Annotated in this window: 12 protein-coding genes; 5 read left to right on the top strand and 7 right to left on the bottom strand. The window is 72.2% G+C overall.

Annotation, left to right across the window (positions count from 1 at the left end; genetic code table 11):
- Positions 1 to 89: 89 nt before the first annotated feature.
- From pta to pyk, 3 genes are all read left to right on the top strand, one after another.
- A complete protein-coding gene (pta, locus tag ACFC1T_RS23415) occupies positions 90 to 2,219 on the top strand; it encodes a phosphate acetyltransferase (protein WP_375891497.1) in 2,130 nt (709 codons plus the stop codon).
- A complete protein-coding gene (locus ACFC1T_RS23410) occupies positions 2,216 to 3,439 on the top strand; it encodes an acetate kinase (protein WP_375891496.1) in 1,224 nt (407 codons plus the stop codon). Before pta ends, ACFC1T_RS23410 begins: the two co-directional genes overlap by 4 nt.
- A 94-nt stretch (positions 3,440 to 3,533) precedes the next feature.
- Positions 3,534 to 4,961, top strand: coding sequence for a pyruvate kinase (pyk, locus tag ACFC1T_RS23405; protein WP_375891495.1), 1,428 nt, complete (start codon positions 3,534 to 3,536; stop codon positions 4,959 to 4,961).
- A 107-nt stretch (positions 4,962 to 5,068) separates the two neighbouring features.
- Here the strand turns inward: pyk and ACFC1T_RS23400 are convergent, their stop codons facing one another.
- The 4 genes from ACFC1T_RS23400 to ACFC1T_RS23385 all read right to left on the bottom strand — a co-directional run bounded on the left by ACFC1T_RS23400 (position 5,069) and on the right by ACFC1T_RS23385 (position 9,786).
- Positions 5,069 to 6,529, bottom strand: coding sequence for a hypothetical protein (locus tag ACFC1T_RS23400; protein ID WP_375891494.1), 1,461 nt, complete (start codon positions 6,527 to 6,529; stop codon positions 5,069 to 5,071).
- Positions 6,526 to 7,233, bottom strand: coding sequence for a DUF6114 domain-containing protein (locus ACFC1T_RS23395; protein WP_375891493.1), 708 nt, complete (start codon positions 7,231 to 7,233; stop codon positions 6,526 to 6,528). The genes ACFC1T_RS23400 and ACFC1T_RS23395 overlap by 4 nt, the downstream gene beginning before the upstream one ends.
- 133 nt (positions 7,234 to 7,366) lie before the next feature.
- Positions 7,367 to 8,038: a DUF6230 family protein gene (locus ACFC1T_RS23390; protein ID WP_375891492.1), complete on the bottom strand. Its 672-nt coding sequence runs from the start codon at positions 8,036 to 8,038 to the stop codon at positions 7,367 to 7,369.
- 755 nt (positions 8,039 to 8,793) lie between these two features.
- Positions 8,794 to 9,786 (bottom strand): tetratricopeptide repeat protein, encoded by a 993-nt coding sequence (locus tag ACFC1T_RS23385; RefSeq protein WP_375891491.1) that lies wholly within the window; start codon positions 9,784 to 9,786, stop codon positions 8,794 to 8,796.
- A 507-nt stretch (positions 9,787 to 10,293) separates the two neighbouring features.
- Here ACFC1T_RS23385 and ACFC1T_RS23380 point away from each other — a divergent pair.
- A complete protein-coding gene (locus tag ACFC1T_RS23380) occupies positions 10,294 to 10,845 on the top strand; it encodes a TetR/AcrR family transcriptional regulator (RefSeq protein WP_375891556.1) in 552 nt (183 codons plus the stop codon).
- A 56-nt stretch (positions 10,846 to 10,901) separates the two neighbouring features.
- Here the strand turns inward: ACFC1T_RS23380 and ACFC1T_RS23375 are convergent, their stop codons facing one another.
- The 3 genes from ACFC1T_RS23375 to ACFC1T_RS23365 form a co-directional block, all read right to left on the bottom strand.
- On the bottom strand, positions 10,902 to 12,587 hold the full coding sequence (locus tag ACFC1T_RS23375) for a methylmalonyl-CoA mutase (RefSeq protein ID WP_375891490.1): 1,686 nt from the start codon (positions 12,585 to 12,587) through the stop codon (positions 10,902 to 10,904).
- A gap of 226 nt (positions 12,588 to 12,813) precedes the next feature.
- Positions 12,814 to 13,152: a DUF3817 domain-containing protein gene (locus ACFC1T_RS23370; protein ID WP_375891489.1), complete on the bottom strand. Its 339-nt coding sequence runs from the start codon at positions 13,150 to 13,152 to the stop codon at positions 12,814 to 12,816.
- 76 nt (positions 13,153 to 13,228) lie between these two features.
- Positions 13,229 to 13,765, bottom strand: coding sequence for a MarR family winged helix-turn-helix transcriptional regulator (locus ACFC1T_RS23365; RefSeq protein ID WP_375891488.1), 537 nt, complete (start codon positions 13,763 to 13,765; stop codon positions 13,229 to 13,231).
- A 497-nt stretch (positions 13,766 to 14,262) separates the two neighbouring features.
- Here ACFC1T_RS23365 and ACFC1T_RS23360 point away from each other — a divergent pair, with 497 nt between their 5' ends.
- On the top strand, positions 14,263 to 15,891 hold the full coding sequence (locus ACFC1T_RS23360; RefSeq protein WP_375891487.1) for a M4 family metallopeptidase: 1,629 nt from the start codon (positions 14,263 to 14,265) through the stop codon (positions 15,889 to 15,891).
- Positions 15,892 to 16,247: the final 356 nt, after the last annotated feature.

The raw sequence follows: 16,247 nt of genomic DNA, 5'->3' as shown, positions 1-16,247 counted from the left end.
CCCCTGCCTCTGCTCGCGGACGGGCGTTCGTGGTGCGAAGGTATGGTCGAGATGACCAGCTTCCGAGGCGACGGGACGGAGACATCCGCGTGGCGCGCAGCGTGTACGTGACCGGGATCGACCGGGGGGACGGCCGGCAGGCCGTCGAACTCGGGGTCATGGAACTGCTCACCCGCCAGGTGGACCGGGTCGGGGTGTTCCGTCCGCTGGTGCACGCGGCCGCGCCCGGCGAGTCCGGCTCCGACCACGTCGTCGAGCTGCTGCGCGGGCGGTACCGGATCGACCTGCCGGGCACGGAGCTGTACGGGCTCACCTACGAGGAGGCCGCCGCGCTCCAGGCCGCCCAGGGGCAGGACGAGCTGGTCTCCGCGCTGGTCGACCGCTTCCGGGCGCTGGAGCGGCGCTGCCAGGCGGTGCTGGTGCTCGGCACCGACTTCGCCGACACCAACATCCCGGACGAGTTGGCCTTCAACGCCCGGCTCGCCAACGAGTTCGGCGCCGCCGTGCTGCCGGTGGTCGGCGGCCAGGGCAAGGACCCGGAGGCCGTGATCGCCGAGGTGCGCAACGCCCACCGGGCGTACACCGACCTCGGCTGCGAGACCCTGGCGATGATCGCCAACCGGACCTCCCCGGGCGCCAAGCAGCGGATCCAGCGCGCGCTCACCGAGAAGCTGCCGATCCCGGCGTACGTGATCCCGGAGGAGCCGGCGCTGGCCGCGCCGACGGTCGCCCAGCTGGTGGAGGCGACCGGCGCCGAGGTGCTGCTCGGTGACGCGGCCGGGCTGGCCCGGGACGTCCGCGGCTTCGTCTTCGGCGGCGCCATGCTGCCCACCTTCCTGGACGCGCTGACCGAGGGCGCCCTGGTCGTCACCCCCGGGGACCGCGCCGACCTGGTGATCGGCTCGCTGGCCGCGCACGCGGCCGGCGCCCCGCCGATCGCCGGCGTGCTGCTGACCCTCGGCCAGCACCCCGGCCCGAACGTGATGGCGCTGGCCGCCCGGCTCGCCCCCGGCACCCCCGTCGCGGTCGTTCCGGAGGGCAGCTGGCCCACCGCCGCCACCCTGACCCACCTGGAGGGCAAGCTCACCGCGGCCAGCCCCCGGAAGGCCGAGATCGCCCTCGGACTGTTCGAACTGCACGTGGACACCGCCGAGTTGACCAACCGGATCGAGGTCGGCCGGTCCGAGCGGGTGACCCCGATGATGTTCGAGCACGAGCTGCTGGAGCGCGCCCGGGCCGGCCGCCGGCACGTGGTGCTGCCCGAGGGCACCGAGGAGCGGGTGCTGCGGGCGGCGGAGATCCTGCTGCGCCGCAACATCTGCGACCTCACCCTGCTCGGCGAGGTCGACGCGGTGCGCCGCAAGGCCGCGAGCCTGGGCATCGTCCTCCCGCAGGACGACCCGGGCGCCGACCGCGCCCAGCTCCGGGTCGTGGACCCGAGCACCAGCCCGCTGCGCCGCCAGTTCGCCGAGCTGTACGCCCGGCTGCGCGCCCACAAGGGGATGACCGTCGAGCTGGCCCTGGACGTGGTCACCGACGTCTCCTACTTCGGCACCCTGATGGTCCAGGAGGGCATCGCCGACGGCATGGTCTCCGGCGCGGTGCACTCCACCGCGGCGACCATCCGCCCCGCCTTCGAGGTGATCAAGACCTCGCCGGGCGCGTCCATCGTGTCGAGCGTCTTCTTCATGTGCCTGGCCGACAAGGTGCTGGTGTACGGCGACTGCGCGGTCAACCCGGACCCGGACGCCCAGCAGCTGGCCGACATCGCGATCCAGTCGGCCGCCACCGCCGCCCAGTTCGGGGTGGAGCCGCGGGTCGCGATGCTCTCGTACTCGACCGGCACCTCCGGCTCGGGCGCGGACGTCGACAAGGTCCGCAAGGCCACCGAGCTGGTCCGCGCGCTGCGGCCGGACATCCTGGTGGAGGGCCCGATCCAGTACGACGCGGCGGTGGACGAGCACGTCGCTGCCACCAAGCTGCCGGGCTCGCCGGTGGCCGGGCGGGCGACCGTGCTGATCTTCCCGGACCTCAACACCGGCAACAACACCTACAAGGCCGTCCAGCGCTCGGCCGGCGCGGTCGCGGTCGGCCCGGTGCTCCAGGGGCTGCGCAAGCCCGTCAACGACCTCTCCCGCGGCGCGCTGGTGGAGGACATCGTCAACACCGTGGCGATCACCGCCATCCAGGCCCAGGACGACAAGGAGCCGCAGGCATGACCGCAGGGACGCGCGTCCTCGTACTCAACGCCGGCTCCTCGTCGGTGAAGTACCAGCTGATCGACATGCTGGACGGCGCCCGGCTCGCCTCCGGGCTGGTGGAGCGGATCGGCGAGGCGGGCGGCCGGCTGGTGCACACCCCGCGGGCCGGCGAGCGGCGCGAGCTGGTGCAGGCCTTCCCGGACCACTCGGCCGCGCTGAAGGCCGTCGCCGAGGAACTGGCCGCCGACGGCATCGGGCTGGACTCCCCCGAGCTGGCCGCGATCGGCCACCGGGTGGTGCACGGCGGCAAGCGGTTCACCGAGCCGACGGTGATCACCGACGAGGTGCTCAGGGAGATCCGCCGGCTGATCCCGGTCGCGCCGCTGCACAACCCGGCGAACATCACCGGCATCGAGGTGGCCCGGGCGCTCCGGCCGGACCTGCCGCAGGTGGCCGTGTTCGACACCGCCTTCCACGCCTCGATGCCCGAGTACGCGGCCCGCTACGCGATCGACAAGGCCGTCGCCGACGAGCACCGGGTGCGCCGCTACGGCTTCCACGGCACCTCGCACCAGTACGTCTCACGGGCCACCGCCCGGCTGCTCGGCAAGGACCCGGCCGAGGTCAACGTGATCGTGCTGCACCTGGGCAACGGCGCCTCCGCCTCGGCGGTCAGCGGCGGCCGCTGCGTGGACACCTCGATGGGCCTCACCCCCCTGGAGGGCCTGGTCATGGGCACCCGTTCGGGTGACATCGACGCGGGCGTGGTGTTCCACCTGCACCGGGTCGGCGGCCTGTCCGTCGACCAGATCGACGACCTGCTCAACCGCCGCAGCGGGCTGCGCGGCCTGTGCGGCGAGAACGACATGCGGGAGATCATGCGTCGCGCCGACGAGGGGGACGCGGACGCGCAGCTCGCCTTCGACGCGTACGTCCACCGGCTGCGCAAGTACATCGGCGGCTACTACGCGGTGCTCGGCCGGGTGGACGCGATCGCGTTCACCGCGGGCGTCGGGGAGAACGCCGCGCCGGTGCGCGCGGCGGCCACCGCGGGACTGGAGGAGCTGGGCATCGCCGTGGACCCGGAGCTGAACTCGGTGCGCTCGGGCGACGCCCGGATCATCTCGCCCGGGTTCTCCCGGGTGGCGGTCGCGGTGGTGCCGACCGACGAGGAGCTGGAGATCGCCCGGCAGGCCTTCGCCCTGGTGCACCGCGAGAGCGAGCTGTCCGAGGACTGACACGGAATCGTCTCGTTCCTCGGGATCATTCGTCGGCGATTCCTCCCGGTCCGTGCCGAATGCACCTATAACACGAACGGATAGACTGATCCATATGCGCCGAGCGAAAATTGTCTGCACCCTGGGTCCGGCCACGGACTCCTACGAACAGCTGAAGGCCATCGTCGAGGCGGGCATGAACGTCGCCCGACTGAACATGAGCCACGGCAACCACGCGGACCACGAGGAGCGGTACCGCAAGGTCCGCCAGGTCTCGGAGGACACCGGCAAGGCCATCGGCGTCCTGGCCGACCTCCAGGGTCCCAAGATCCGTCTGGCGACCTTCGCCAACGGCCCGGTGACCGTCGACAACGGCGACGAGTTCACCATCACCACCGAGGACGTCCCCGGTGACCAGCACATCTGCGGCACCACCTACAAGGGCCTGCCCGGCGACGTGAAGCCCGGCGACCCGATCCTGATCAACGACGGCGTCATCGCCCTGGAGGTCGTCAGCGTCGACGGCCCGCGGGTGAAGACCGTGGTGGTCGAGGGCGGCGTGCTCTCGAACAACAAGGGCATCAACCTGCCCGGTGCGGCCGTGAACGTCCCCGCGCTGTCCGAGAAGGACAAGGACGACCTGCGCTTCGCGCTGCGTCTGGGCGTCGACATGGTCGCGCTGTCCTTCGTCCGCAACGCGGAGGACATCAAGGACGTCCACGAGGTCATGGACGAGGTCGGCATCCGGGTGCCGGTCATCGCCAAGATCGAGAAGCCGCAGGCCGTCGAGGCCATGGAGGAGATCGTCCTCGCCTTCGACGCCATCATGGTCGCCCGCGGCGACCTGGCCGTCGAGTACCCGCTGGAGCGGGTGCCGCTGGTCCAGAAGCAGCTGATCACCCTGGCCCGCCGCAACGCCAAGCCGGTCATCGTCGCCACCCAGATGATGGAGTCGATGATCCACGCCTCGCGCCCGACCCGCGCCGAGGTCTCCGACGTCGCCAACGCCATCCTGGACGGCACCGACGCGGTGATGCTCTCCGCCGAGTCCAGCGTCGGCAAGTATCCGGTCGAGACCGTCCGCACCATGAGCCGGATCTGCGAGAAGGCCGAGGAGGAGCTGGTCTCCCAGGGCCTCCAGCCGCTCAACCCGGGCCGCAAGCCGCGCACCCAGGGCGGCTCCGTCGCCCGCGCCGCGTGCGAGCTGGGCGACTTCCTGAACGGCAAGGCGCTGATCGCGTTCACCAAGTCCGGTGACACCGCGCGTCGGCTGTCCCGCTACCGTTCGCCGATCCCGGTGATCGCGTTCACCCCGGACTCGGCCACCCGCAACCAGCTCTCGCTGAGCTGGGGCGTCGAGTCGTACGTCACCGAGCAGGTGGCCACCACCGACGCGATGGTCGCGCAGGTCGACCGCGAGCTGCTGAAGCTGGGCGAGCTGGGCGAGGGCGACACCGTGATCGTCACCGCCGGTGTCCCGGTCGGCATCCCCGGCACCACCAACATGGTGCAGGTGCACCGCGTGGGCGGCCACGGCGAGTGACGCCCCGGTAGTACGAACGCCGGTGGGGCGGTCCTCCGTAAACGGGAGGGCCGCCCCACCGGCGTTTCGCGTCCGCTACCCGGCGCCGTGCGTCCGCCGCTCGGCGGTCACTTGTCGCTGTAGGGCGCGTCGTCGTTGAACAGGTGCATCCCCGGGATGTGCAGGGTGCCGCCGAACTGGCCGGCCTGCTTGGCCGTCACCCCGGTCAGCTCGATGTCCAGCGGGATCGGGATGGCGCCGATCAGGTCGTACAGCCAGCGCGGCAGGGTGTCCGGGGTGAGGGTGATCTCGCCCAGGTCGATCGGGATCGGCAGGCCGAGCAGCTTGGACAGGTGGCCGGACAGCCGCTCCACGTACATGGTGACCGGGCCGTTGCGCATGGTCGAGGTCGAACCCGGGGCGCTCTGGACGTGGAAGGTGACGCCGTTGCCCTCCAGGGTCGACATGTCGAGGTTCTCGATGTCGACGCTGTCGACCACGAACTTCAGCACCCGCTTGGTGCCGGTCGGGGTCTTCACGTCGTAGACGCCGTGGAAGGCCGCGCCGTGCAGGCCGAGCCGGCTGGTCTGCAGCGTCCAGTTCTGCTCCGGGACGACGTGCTCGGCGGTGGCCGCACCGGCGGTCAGGTTCCGGGCGTCCACGTCGCAGTTGGGGTTCGCGGTGGGCGAGCCGGACGGGGTGACGGCGGCCGAGGAGCCCGCCGACGGGGTCGTGGACGGAGCCGCCTTGCCACTCGCCTTGCCGCCCGCCTTGGCGCCCGAGGCGGTGGCGGCCGGCGAGGGCTGCCCGCCCGAGGGCTGGTCGGCGGCGGGCTTCCCGTCCGGGGACTGGGCGGCGGGCGGCGCGGCCTGCTGGGTGCCGGCGGCCGGGGCCTGCGGCTGGGCGGGCTGCGCCGGGGTGCCGACCCGCGGGGCGGGGGCGGCCGGGCCCTGGGGGGTGGCACTCGGTGTCGCGCTCGGCGAAGGAGTGGCCGAACCGCCCGGGTTCAGCAGGTGGTTGATGCCGCCGACCAGGTCGTCGATCAGCCCGGCCCGGCTCGCGGTGGCCGTGCCGCTCCCGGTGCCCGGGTAGACGGCGCTGACCGCGCCGGAGCCGCCGGTGGTGGCGGAGCGGACGGCCGACTGGGGGGCCGCCGTCGCCGGGGGCTTCACCGGCGCGGTGGTCGGCGCCGTGGTCGGTATCTGGGTCGGCGTGGTGGTCGGCGCGGTGGTCGGCAGCGAGCTCGGACCGGACGAGGGTGTCGTCGTCGGGCTCCCGGTCGCCCCCGGCGTACCGGTCGGCGCGGGCGGCGGCTCGGGCAGCTCGCTCTTGGGGACGGGCGTCTCCTCGACCGGCGCCACGTCCGGCACGGCCACCGGCGCGTTGCCGCACGGCTTGCCCGCGGCGGACTCGGCGACCGCCGGGTTGGGCGTGTAGGCGGCCGCCATCAGCAGCGCGGTCGGCACCGCGGCCATCGCCAGGGCGCGGCCTCTCAGCCGGACCCGGACCGGCGTGCGCGGCGCGGCGTGCCGGCCGGAGCGCTGCGCGGGGACGGCCGTGCCCTCTGCTTGCTCGGCCGGCCCGGTCACCGCGCCCCCTCCTGCTCCCCGGCGGTGCCCTGCTTCGGAACGGCGGCCTCGGCGGCGGGCTCGGCCGCGGGCTCGGCGGCCTGCTCCACGGGCCCGGCCTGGGCGGGCAGCTTCGCGGTGGGCGCCTCGACGGCGGCGGTCTCGGTGGCAGCCTCAGCGGTGGTGGCCTCAGCGGTGGCAGCCTCGGCGGTGGTGGCCTCGGCAGCGGCGCTCTCGGTGGCGACGCTCTCCGCCACCGCACCGTCCGCCGGCCGGCCGCGCCGTGCGCGCCGCCCCTTGGCCGGCGCGGTGGACGGCTCCGGCAGCGGCGCCCAGGAGACCATCAGTCCGCCGCCGATCAGACCGGGCAGCAGGGCGAGGCCGAAGCCCGCGAGGTTGGAGACCGGGATCGAGACCAGCGTCAGCAGGATGGTCGCGATGCCCGCGAAGACCCGGACGGCGGGCTGGAACCAGGCGGTCAGCCCGAGGATGATCATCAATACCCCGATGATCAGCGACCCGGCACCGGCCGTGGTGGACATCGCGATGGTCAGCCCGCCGAAGGTGAGGTGGGCGTACGGGAAGTAGAGGATCGGGACGCCGGCGATCATGGCCAGCAGGCCGCCCCAGAAGGGCCTGGAGCGGCGGAATTCACGGAAGTGCCGCCAGAGCCACCCGACGGGGTTCTGCTGACGGGGCCGCGTCTCGACCGTTGCGCTGGACATGGTGCAGCTCCTCGACGTCGCTACGAGGGAAGAACGAAAAAGGTGGGTGCCGGGGGTGGCGGTCGCCCGCCGCCCCCGGCCCCGGGTTGCCCAGTCATCCGGGCACGCCGGTCGGCGTGCCGTCAGACGTGGCTCAGAAGCACTCGTTGCCGGCGCCGTCGCCGCTCTTGAGCGCGAGGTTGAGGCCGTTCAGCTTGAACGTGCCGGCCGAGGTGGCCCGCGCGGTCTGCTGGACGCCGCTCAGGTCGGCGGTCTTGGCGGACTGGGCGAAGCCGGTCGCGCCGGTCGGCAGGCCGGCGCCGCCGCCCGCCTTGGTGACACCCGCGTGCGGGGCCCAGCCCTGGGTGGCCGTACCCGAGAGGGTGGAGGCGTCCTGGCCGATGTTCATCTGGGTGAAGGTCGCGTCCGCCTTCAGCTGCTCCAGGTCGATCAGCAGGTTGTCGGCCTGGACCGGCTTGCCCGCCTCGGTACCGGCGTGCAGCTGGAGGGTGATCTTGCCCAGCCCGAAGCCGGACAGGTCCGTCACCACCGACTGGCACAGGTTGGTGATGTCGGCGTGGTCGAAGGCCGAGACCGCGACCGGGTGGGGCTTGCCGTTCGCCTCGATGTCGACCGAGCCGAACTGGGAGAAGTTGGTGCCGTGCAGCTGGTCGGTGCTGACCTTGAACTGCTGGCCGGAAATGCTGAACGAGGCGGCGAGCGCACTGTTGGCGATCGAGACGCCGACCATCGCGGTGGCCGCGACGCTCGGCACCATCACCAGGGCGAAGCGCTTCCAGCGGGTCTTGCCGTAGGTCTTGGACATGCGAGTCCTCCTTCTAGGACGTACATCTCCGGCTTCCCGGCGGCGCGTCCCGCGCCGGTGGGAGCCTGGGATGGGAGAGAGCTACGTCCTCGGTAGCGGAGAGCGCCTTGGGCGTCGTCGGACGCGGGAGCGGCCTGCGTACTGCGGCACTCCCGTCCCGAAACCGGCCGTCCTTGCGGGACGACGGGTCGGACCGACGACATCGGCGATCACCCCCGAGCGACAACCAGCGACCGCGCAGGGCCGCGCGGCCGGTCGAGGACAGGAACCGCCGTGGGACCGCGGATACCCCCCTGCCCTCCCTACCGCCGACCGGAGCCGGCGGATCACCCGGTGGGGATCCCGCGCTCCGCGTGGCCGACGGGCTGTCGGAGGGTGTGGAGTCTGGGACCGGGCGTGGCCGATCGTGCTTGAATCCCGGGCGAAGCACAAGGGGTGCCTTACTGACGGGTAATGCAACACCAGGTGGCATTGATCATGGAATTGACCCGAGTTGCACCGTGCGTGACGCGTTGAAGGAAACGTGACGGCGAAATCTGCCGGAAACAGGAGCGAAACACCCGTGGGTGGTCACGGAAAGTGACCACCCACGGGTGAAATCAAGATTTGGTAAACCTCTGTCCGGTTGACCGGATTGTCGCCAAATCACCAGGCGACACCGCAGGTCATCCGAGGTGCCAGGCACCCGGTGCCAGCACCGGGGCCGGGCCGCCGCGGGAGCGGCTCGGAACGGCGGGCTCAGAACAGCACGCGGCTCAGAACAGCACGCGGGCCAGCGCCGCACGGGCCACGACCACCCGCGGGTCCTCCGGGCCGATCACCTCGAACAGCTCCAGCAGGCGCAGCCGGGCGGTGTCCCGGTCCTCGCCGAAGGTCCGGCCGACGGTGTCCACCAGACGCCCGAAGGCGTCCTCGACGTGACCGCCCACCAGGTCCAGGTCAGCGGCCTGCAGCTGGACGGCGACGTCCTTCGGGTCGGCGGCGGCGGCCGCCCGGACCGACTGGAGGTCCAGGCCCTCGACCCGGTGGAGCAGCTCGGCCTGCGCCAGGCCCAGCTTGGCCTCGGTGTTGCCCGGCTGGTCGACCAGCACGTTCCGGTACGCCTGGACGGCGCCGCTCAGGTCGCCGGCGTCCAGCGCGTCGTGCGCGGCGGCCAGCGCCGGGTCCTCCGGCCGCTGCACCGCGGCGTCGTCGGCCTCGCCCGGGACGACCGCGCCGCCGGAGATGCCGAAGCGCTGCTCGGCGACCAGGATCAGCTGGTCCAGCACCTTGCGGACGTTGGCGGCGCTCTCCGCGCCCTGGAACAGCGGCACCAGCTGACCGGCCACCACGGCCATCACGGCCGGGATGCCCTGGATGCCGAACTGCTGGGCGATCAGCTGGTTGGCGTCCACGTCGATCTTGGCGAGCACGAAGCGGCCGGCGTACTCCTCGGCCAGGCCCTCCAGGATCGGGCTGAGCTGCTTGCAGGGCCCGCACCACTCGGCCCAGAAGTCGATGACGACCGGCACCTCGGCGGAGCGCTGGACGACCTCGGTCTCGAAGGTGTCCTCGGTGACGTCGATGACGAGCGGGTAGGCGGGCTGGGGGGCGGCGACTCCGTCCGCTTCGGCGGCGGCCGCCTGACGGGCCCGCTCGGCCCGGGCCTGCTCGGCCTTCTGGGCGGCCTCACCGGCCGCCTTCACCGCGGCGAGGTCGACCGCACCGCGCAGGGAGGAGCTGTTGAGACGCGAATTCCGTGGCTGCATGGCACCATCCTCCCCCGTCCGTACTGCTCGCGGGCACCAACCTCCGGAAAGTCGCCTCGCGCGGGCTGCGCGGTGCGGGTTCCCGGTCGGTGCGCCCTTCCCCCGGTAGCCTGAACCGTTCGGCGCGGATCCCCACCCGCACCCGCGCCGCCCCGTCCCACGGGGTCGGCGCCTGGTTGTCACTGCTTTCGCTACAGGTCGTAGCGTAACTGGAGCCGGTGCCCCGGCCGCAAGCCCCACCGGCGGTTCGGGGACGTGAGCTGCCCCACTTTCACGGTCCGCCCGGCTGCCCGAATCGGCGAACAGTCGCTACCGTTACCAGCCCCACCCAGGTTACTTACCAGTAGATCGCAAGGAGGCCCGGTGCCGGCCGCCCAGCCCTCCGTGAGACCGGACGACACCGTCCGGGACGGCTCCGCTCGGGAGGGCTCCGCTCGGGAGGGCACCGCCCGGGAGGGCGCCGTCCGGGCCAAGGGCCGCCCGCGCAGCGCCGCCGCCGACCTCGCGATCCTCGACGCCACCCGCGAGGCCCTCGCCGAACACGGCTGGGGCGGACTGACCATGGGCCACGTCGCGAGCCGGGCCGGGGTCGCCAAGACCACGCTCTACCGGCGCTGGCCCTCCAAGAACGAGCTGGTGGTCGACGCCGTCGCCAGCCTCTTCGACGAGCTGGTGATGCCCGACCTCGGCAGCCTGCGGGCCGACATCGAGGCCGTGGTCGGCCAGTTCGCCGACCTGCTGGCCCGCCCGGAGACCCAGGCCGCGCTGCTCGCCCTGTTCGCCGAGGGCACCCGGGACCCCCAGCTGCGCCGCCGGATCCGGGAGGCCATCGTGGACCCGCAGAAGCGGCTGGTCCGGCAGGGCCGGGCGGCCGCCCAGGCGCGCGGCGAACTGGAGGCGGACACCGACACCGCCTCGGCCTGCGAGGAGGTCGACATCATCTTCGACACCATCGCCGGCACCGTCGAGCACCGCGTGCTGGTCAGCGGCGAGCCGATCACCCCCGCGTGGACCCGCCGCTTCATCGACCTGCTGCTCGGACCGCTGATCATCGGCTGACGGCACGCCGGAGCCGCCGTACGGACCTCCGTACGGCGGCTCGGGTGCTCAGCGGGTCAGAAGGCCGCGTTCTCCTGGTACGTCCCCCACTCCTGCCGCAGCGCGTTGCAGATCTCGCCCAGGGTCGCCTCGGCGCGCACCGCGTCCAGCATCGGCGGGATCATCGACTCGCCCGAGCGGGCCGCCGCCAGCATGGCGTCCAGCCCGGCCCGCACCGCCGCCTCGTCCCGGGCCGCCTTGCGCTCGCCGAGCACCCGCACCTGCTCGCGCTCGACCTCGTGGCTGACCCGCAGGATCTCCAGGTCGGGGGTGACGCTGCGCGGGTGGCAGTTGACGCCGACCACGCGCTTGTCCCCCTTCTCCACCGACTGCTGGTACTGGAAGGCCGCCTCGGCGATCTCGCCGGTGAACCAGCCCTCCTCGATGCCGCGCAGGATGCCGGAGGTGATCGGGCCGATCTCGTGGTCCTCCCGGCCCTTGTCCAGGATCCGCCGGAAGATCGCCTCGGCCTGCTGCTCGATCCGGTCGGTCAGCGCCTCGACGTACCAGGAGCCGCCCAGCGGGTCGGCCACGTTGGTGACGCCGGTCTCCTCCATCAGCACCTGCTGGGTGCGCAGCGCGATCTCGGCGGCCTGCTCGGAGGGCAGCGCCAGGGTCTCGTCCAGCGCGTTGGTGTGCAGCGAGTTGGTGCCGCCGAGCACCGCGGAGAGCGCCTCGACCGCGGTGCGCACCACGTTGTTGTACGGCTGCTGCGCGGTGAGCGAGACGCCGGCGGTCTGGGTGTGGAAGCGCAGCCACTGCGCCTTGTCGGTCTTCGCGCCGAAGCGGTCGCGCATCCAGCGGGCCCAGATCCGGCGCGCGGCGCGGAACTTGGCGATCTCCTCGAAGAAGTCCAGGTGGGCGTCGAAGAAGAAGGACAGGCCGGGCGCGAAGACGTCCACGTCCAGGCCGCGGGACAGGCCCAGTTCGACGTAGGCGAAGCCGTCCGCGAGGGTGTACGCCAGCTCCTGCGCGGCCGTCGCCCCGGCCTCGCGGATGTGGTAGCCCGAGACGGAGAGCGGCTTGTACGCCGGGATGCCCCGGGCGCAGTGCTCCATCAGGTCGCCGATCAGGCGCAGGTGCGGCTCGGGGGCGAAGAGCCACTCCTTCTGGGCGATGTACTCCTTGAAGATGTCGGTCTGCAGGGTGCCGTTGAGCACCGCCGGGTCCACGCCCTGGCGCTCGGCGGCGACCAGGTACATGCAGAAGATCGGGACGGCCGGGCCGCTGATCGTCATCGAGGTGGTGACCTCGCCGAGCGGGATGCCGGCGAACAGCACCTCCATGTCGGCGGCCGTGTCGATGGCGACGCCGCAGTGGCCGACCTCGCCGAGCGACTTGGGGTCGTCCGAGTCGTACCCCATCAGGGTGGGCATGTCGAAGGCGACCGAGAGGCCGCCGCCACCCGCGTCCAGGATCATCCGGTAGCGCTCGTTGGTCTGCTGGGCGTTGCCGAAGCCGGCGAACTGCCGGATGGTCCAGGTGCGGCCGCGGTAGCCGGTGGGGTGCAGGCCGCGGGTGAACGGGTACTCGCCGGGCCAGCCGATCCGCTCGAAGCCCTCGACGGGCTGCCCGGGCGCCGGGCCGTAGACCGGCTCGACCTCGTCGCCGGAGAGGGTGGTGAAGTCCGCGTCGCGCTTGCGGGCCTTGTCGTACCGCTGCTGCCAGCGCTGCCGTCCGCGCTCGATCTCCTCGGCGTCCATGGGCCGAACTCCGCTCCGTACGGCCGCCACGGCACCGGGCGGCACAGCTATTAGGACGTCCTACTAATTTACTCGGACGTCCTAGTACTTGTCGATGGAGCCCCGCCCGCGGAAACGGCAGCGGCCGGGAACGACCCGGCCCGGTCGGACCCGGATGCGCCGAGGGCGCCCCTCCCCCGCTCGGGGAAGGGGCGCCCTCGTGGCGCGCGCTCGTGGCGCGGGCGGCTCAGACGCCGGCCGGCTGACGGGCGCCGCCCGCCGGCAGCTGCTCGGCGGCCTCGCGGGCCACCCGGCGCTCGAAGACGAAGGAGAGGAACGGGATGCAGCCCGCCGCCAGGGTCAGCACCAGGCGGCCGAGCGGCCACTTGAGCTTCTGCCCGAGCAGGAAGGTCACCACGAAGTACCCGATGTACAGGTAGCCGTGCAGCATCGCGACGTAGGTGGTCAGGTCCTCGGCGGTGCTGAACCCGTACTTCGCGACCATGAAGCCGCAGAACACCAGGAGTGCCACACCGGTCGCAATGGCCAGGCCGCGGTACCAGCCCAGCAGGGGGGTCGCCTTCATACTCTTCCTCGCCTCGCTCGGCTTTTTCGGCCGGTACGCCCGGATCCGCGCACCGCTCCCACGAGGGTAGCCGCCCTCACGGCCGCCCTTCCGCAGCCCCCTCGTCCGGCTCGGCGAAGTCGCCCGCCGCGATCCGCAGCGGCTTGAGCAGTTCGAAGACCTGCCGGCACTGCTCGGGGCCGTACTCCTCCAGCCCGAACTCCATCGACATCAGCTCCCGGGTGGCCTCCTCGACCACCTCGCGGCCGCGCCCGGTGATCGCGGCGAGCACCCCGCGGCCGTCCAGCGGGTTGGGGCGGCGGGCGACCAGGCCGGCCCGCTCCAGGCGGTCGACGGTGTTGGTGACGCTGGTCGGGTGGACCATCAGCCGCTCGCCGATCTTGGAGAGCGAGAGCTCGCCGGTCCGGCTGAAGGTCAGCAGCACCAGCGCCTCGTACCGGGCGAAGGTCAGTCCGTACGGCTTGAGCACCGCGTCGACCCGGGACAGCAGGATCTGGTGGGCGCGCATGATCGAGGTGATCGCCGCCATCGAGGGCACGGTGCCCCAGCGGCGGGCCCACAGTTCGTCGGCGCGGGCGATCGGGTCGAAGTCGAGTGCGAGGGGCTTGGCCACCTCCTTACCGTACCGGCGGACGGGACGTGTGCTACCAGCCGTCCTGATGGTGGACAAGCGCGACGCGTGGCGGGATCCCGCCAATCGGACGGCCAGGTCCATACCTGGACATTGCGTCGGTGTGAACTGCGGGCAACAGCCGCCCGGCACAACGGGGTTGGCCATCGAACGCCCGAACGCCCCGCTAGCAGGCCTCGGTTCGGACCGGAACCCGCTGAAAGTCGGGGCGGAACGCCCCCTTTGTCCGCCCGTTCACATTCCTTCGTCTTGGCGGGACTTGGCCAATTCATGAGGAAGACCTGTCATTTGATTTGCTCGATTGTCATGCTTTCCGCCAACCCCGTTCGACCGCCACCACCCCCACCCAACCGGTGGCAGCCGCACGACCGTTCGGGGTCCTCGCACGTCAGCGCCCGTCCCGCCCCGAAGGTGCCGAACCCGGCCCCCGGGACGCGGCGCGACCGCGCCCACACGCGGTTTCCCGGAAGGACTCGTCCGTGAAGCGAAAGCTCGCCGCAGTCGCCGTACTCTCCGCCACCGCTCTGCTCACCGGTGTCGTCCAGGCCGGCGCGGCCCAGGCCGACCCCGCCCCGCAGGCCGGCAGCTCCCAGCAGCTCGCCGCCCTGCTCGCCCAGGCGAACGGCCAGTCCGGCAAGGTCGCCCACGCCCTGGCCCTCGGCGGCCAGGAGCAGCTGGTGGCCAAGGACGTCGTGGTGGACGCCGACGGCACCCGCCACCTCCGCTACGAGCGCACCCTCGCCGGGCTCCCCGTCCTCGGCGGCGACCTGGTCGTGCACCAGAAGGCGGACGGCACCACCACCGCCGTGGACAAGGCCATCGGCGCCAAGCTCGCGCTGCCCAGCCTCACCCCGCAGATCCCCGCGGACAAGGCGGCCGCCCAGGCCACCGGCGCCGTGCAGTCCACCGTCGGCATCACCGTCGACGAGGACGAGGCGCCGCTGACGGCGGTGCACCAGACCGGCAAGGCCGAGCTGGTGGTCTGGGCCACCGACGGCAGCCCGCGCCTGGCGTACCGCACCACGGTCGAGGGCGAGCGCGCCGACGGCACCCCGAGCCGCCAGCTGCTGGTCACCGACGCGGCGAGCGGCCAGGTGCTGTCCACCCACGAGGAGGTGCAGACCGCCGCCGGCACCGGCAAGGGCGTCTTCGTCGGCACCGTCCCGCTGACCACCACCCAGAGCGGCAGCTCCTACCAGCTCAAGGACGCCACCCGCGGCGGCCAGGCGACCTACACCCTCAAGGGCAAGACCTCCGGCTCCGGCACCCTGGTCGCCAACACCACCAACAGCTTCGGCAACGGCCTGGCCTCCAACGCGGAGTCCGCCGCCGTGGACGCCCAGTACGGCGCCGCGGTCACCTGGGACTTCTACAAGAACACCTTCGGCCGCAACGGCATCAAGAACAACGGTGTCGGCGCCGCCAGCCGGGTCCACTACGGCTCCAACTACGTGAACGCGTTCTGGGACGACTCCTGCTTCTGCATGACGTACGGCGACGGCTCGGGCAACACCCACCCGCTCACCGCGCTGGACGTGGCCGGCCACGAGATGAGCCACGGCGTCACCTCCGCCACCGCCGGCCTCAACTACTCCGGTGAGTCCGGCGGCCTCAACGAGGCCACCTCGGACATCTTCGGCACCATGGTCGAGTGGTACGCCAACCTGCCCTCCGACAAGCCGGACTACCTCATCGGCGAGCAGATCAACATCAACGGTGACGGCAAGCCGCTGCGCTACATGGACCAGCCGTCCAAGGACGGCGCCTCGGCGGACTACTGGTCCTCCACGGTCGGCAACAAGGACGTCCACTACTCCTCCGGCGTCGCCAACCACTTCTTCTACCTGCTGTCCGAGGGCAGCGGCGCCAAGACCATCAACGGCGTCAACTACAACAGCCCGACGTACAACGGCTCCAGCCTCTCCGGCATCGGCCGGGACAAGGCGGCGAAGATCTGGTACCGCGCGCTGACCACCTACTTCACCTCCACCACCAACTACGCGGCGGCCCGCACCGGCACCCTCAAGGCCGCGGCGGACCTGTACGGCGCCACCAGCGCCGAGTACAGCGCCGTCGCCGCGACCTGGACCGCCGTCAACGTGAAGTGACGCCCGGCGGAAGGTGAGCTGGACGCCCGGGGCCCCGTTGGAGGGCAGGCCCCGGGCGTCCGTCCATGTCCGCCGCCGGCCCGCCGCGCCCCCGCGCCCCCGCGGCGCGTCAAGCGGTCCCGGTTGGCGGAGTCCCGCCAGCCGGGACGAACCGACGATTCCGGACAGTGGACGGCAACCGAACCATCCGCACCGCCCCTGGCGACTCCTGGCCAATCCCGGGAGGCGCCCTGTCCTTTCCTGCCACGGATTGTCATGCTTATGACCAAGCTCCCGCCCGACGGTCCGTCGCCCCCACCCGACCGACGGACCGTCAGCGGCCGCACGGGAGCAGCACGTTCGCGCCCTACCGCCCC

The sequence above is a fragment of the Kitasatospora sp. NPDC056076 genome (assembly GCF_042266305.1).
Lineage (GTDB): Bacteria > Actinomycetota > Actinomycetes > Streptomycetales > Streptomycetaceae > Kitasatospora.
This window is presented reverse-complemented; position numbering and strand designations above follow the sequence as displayed.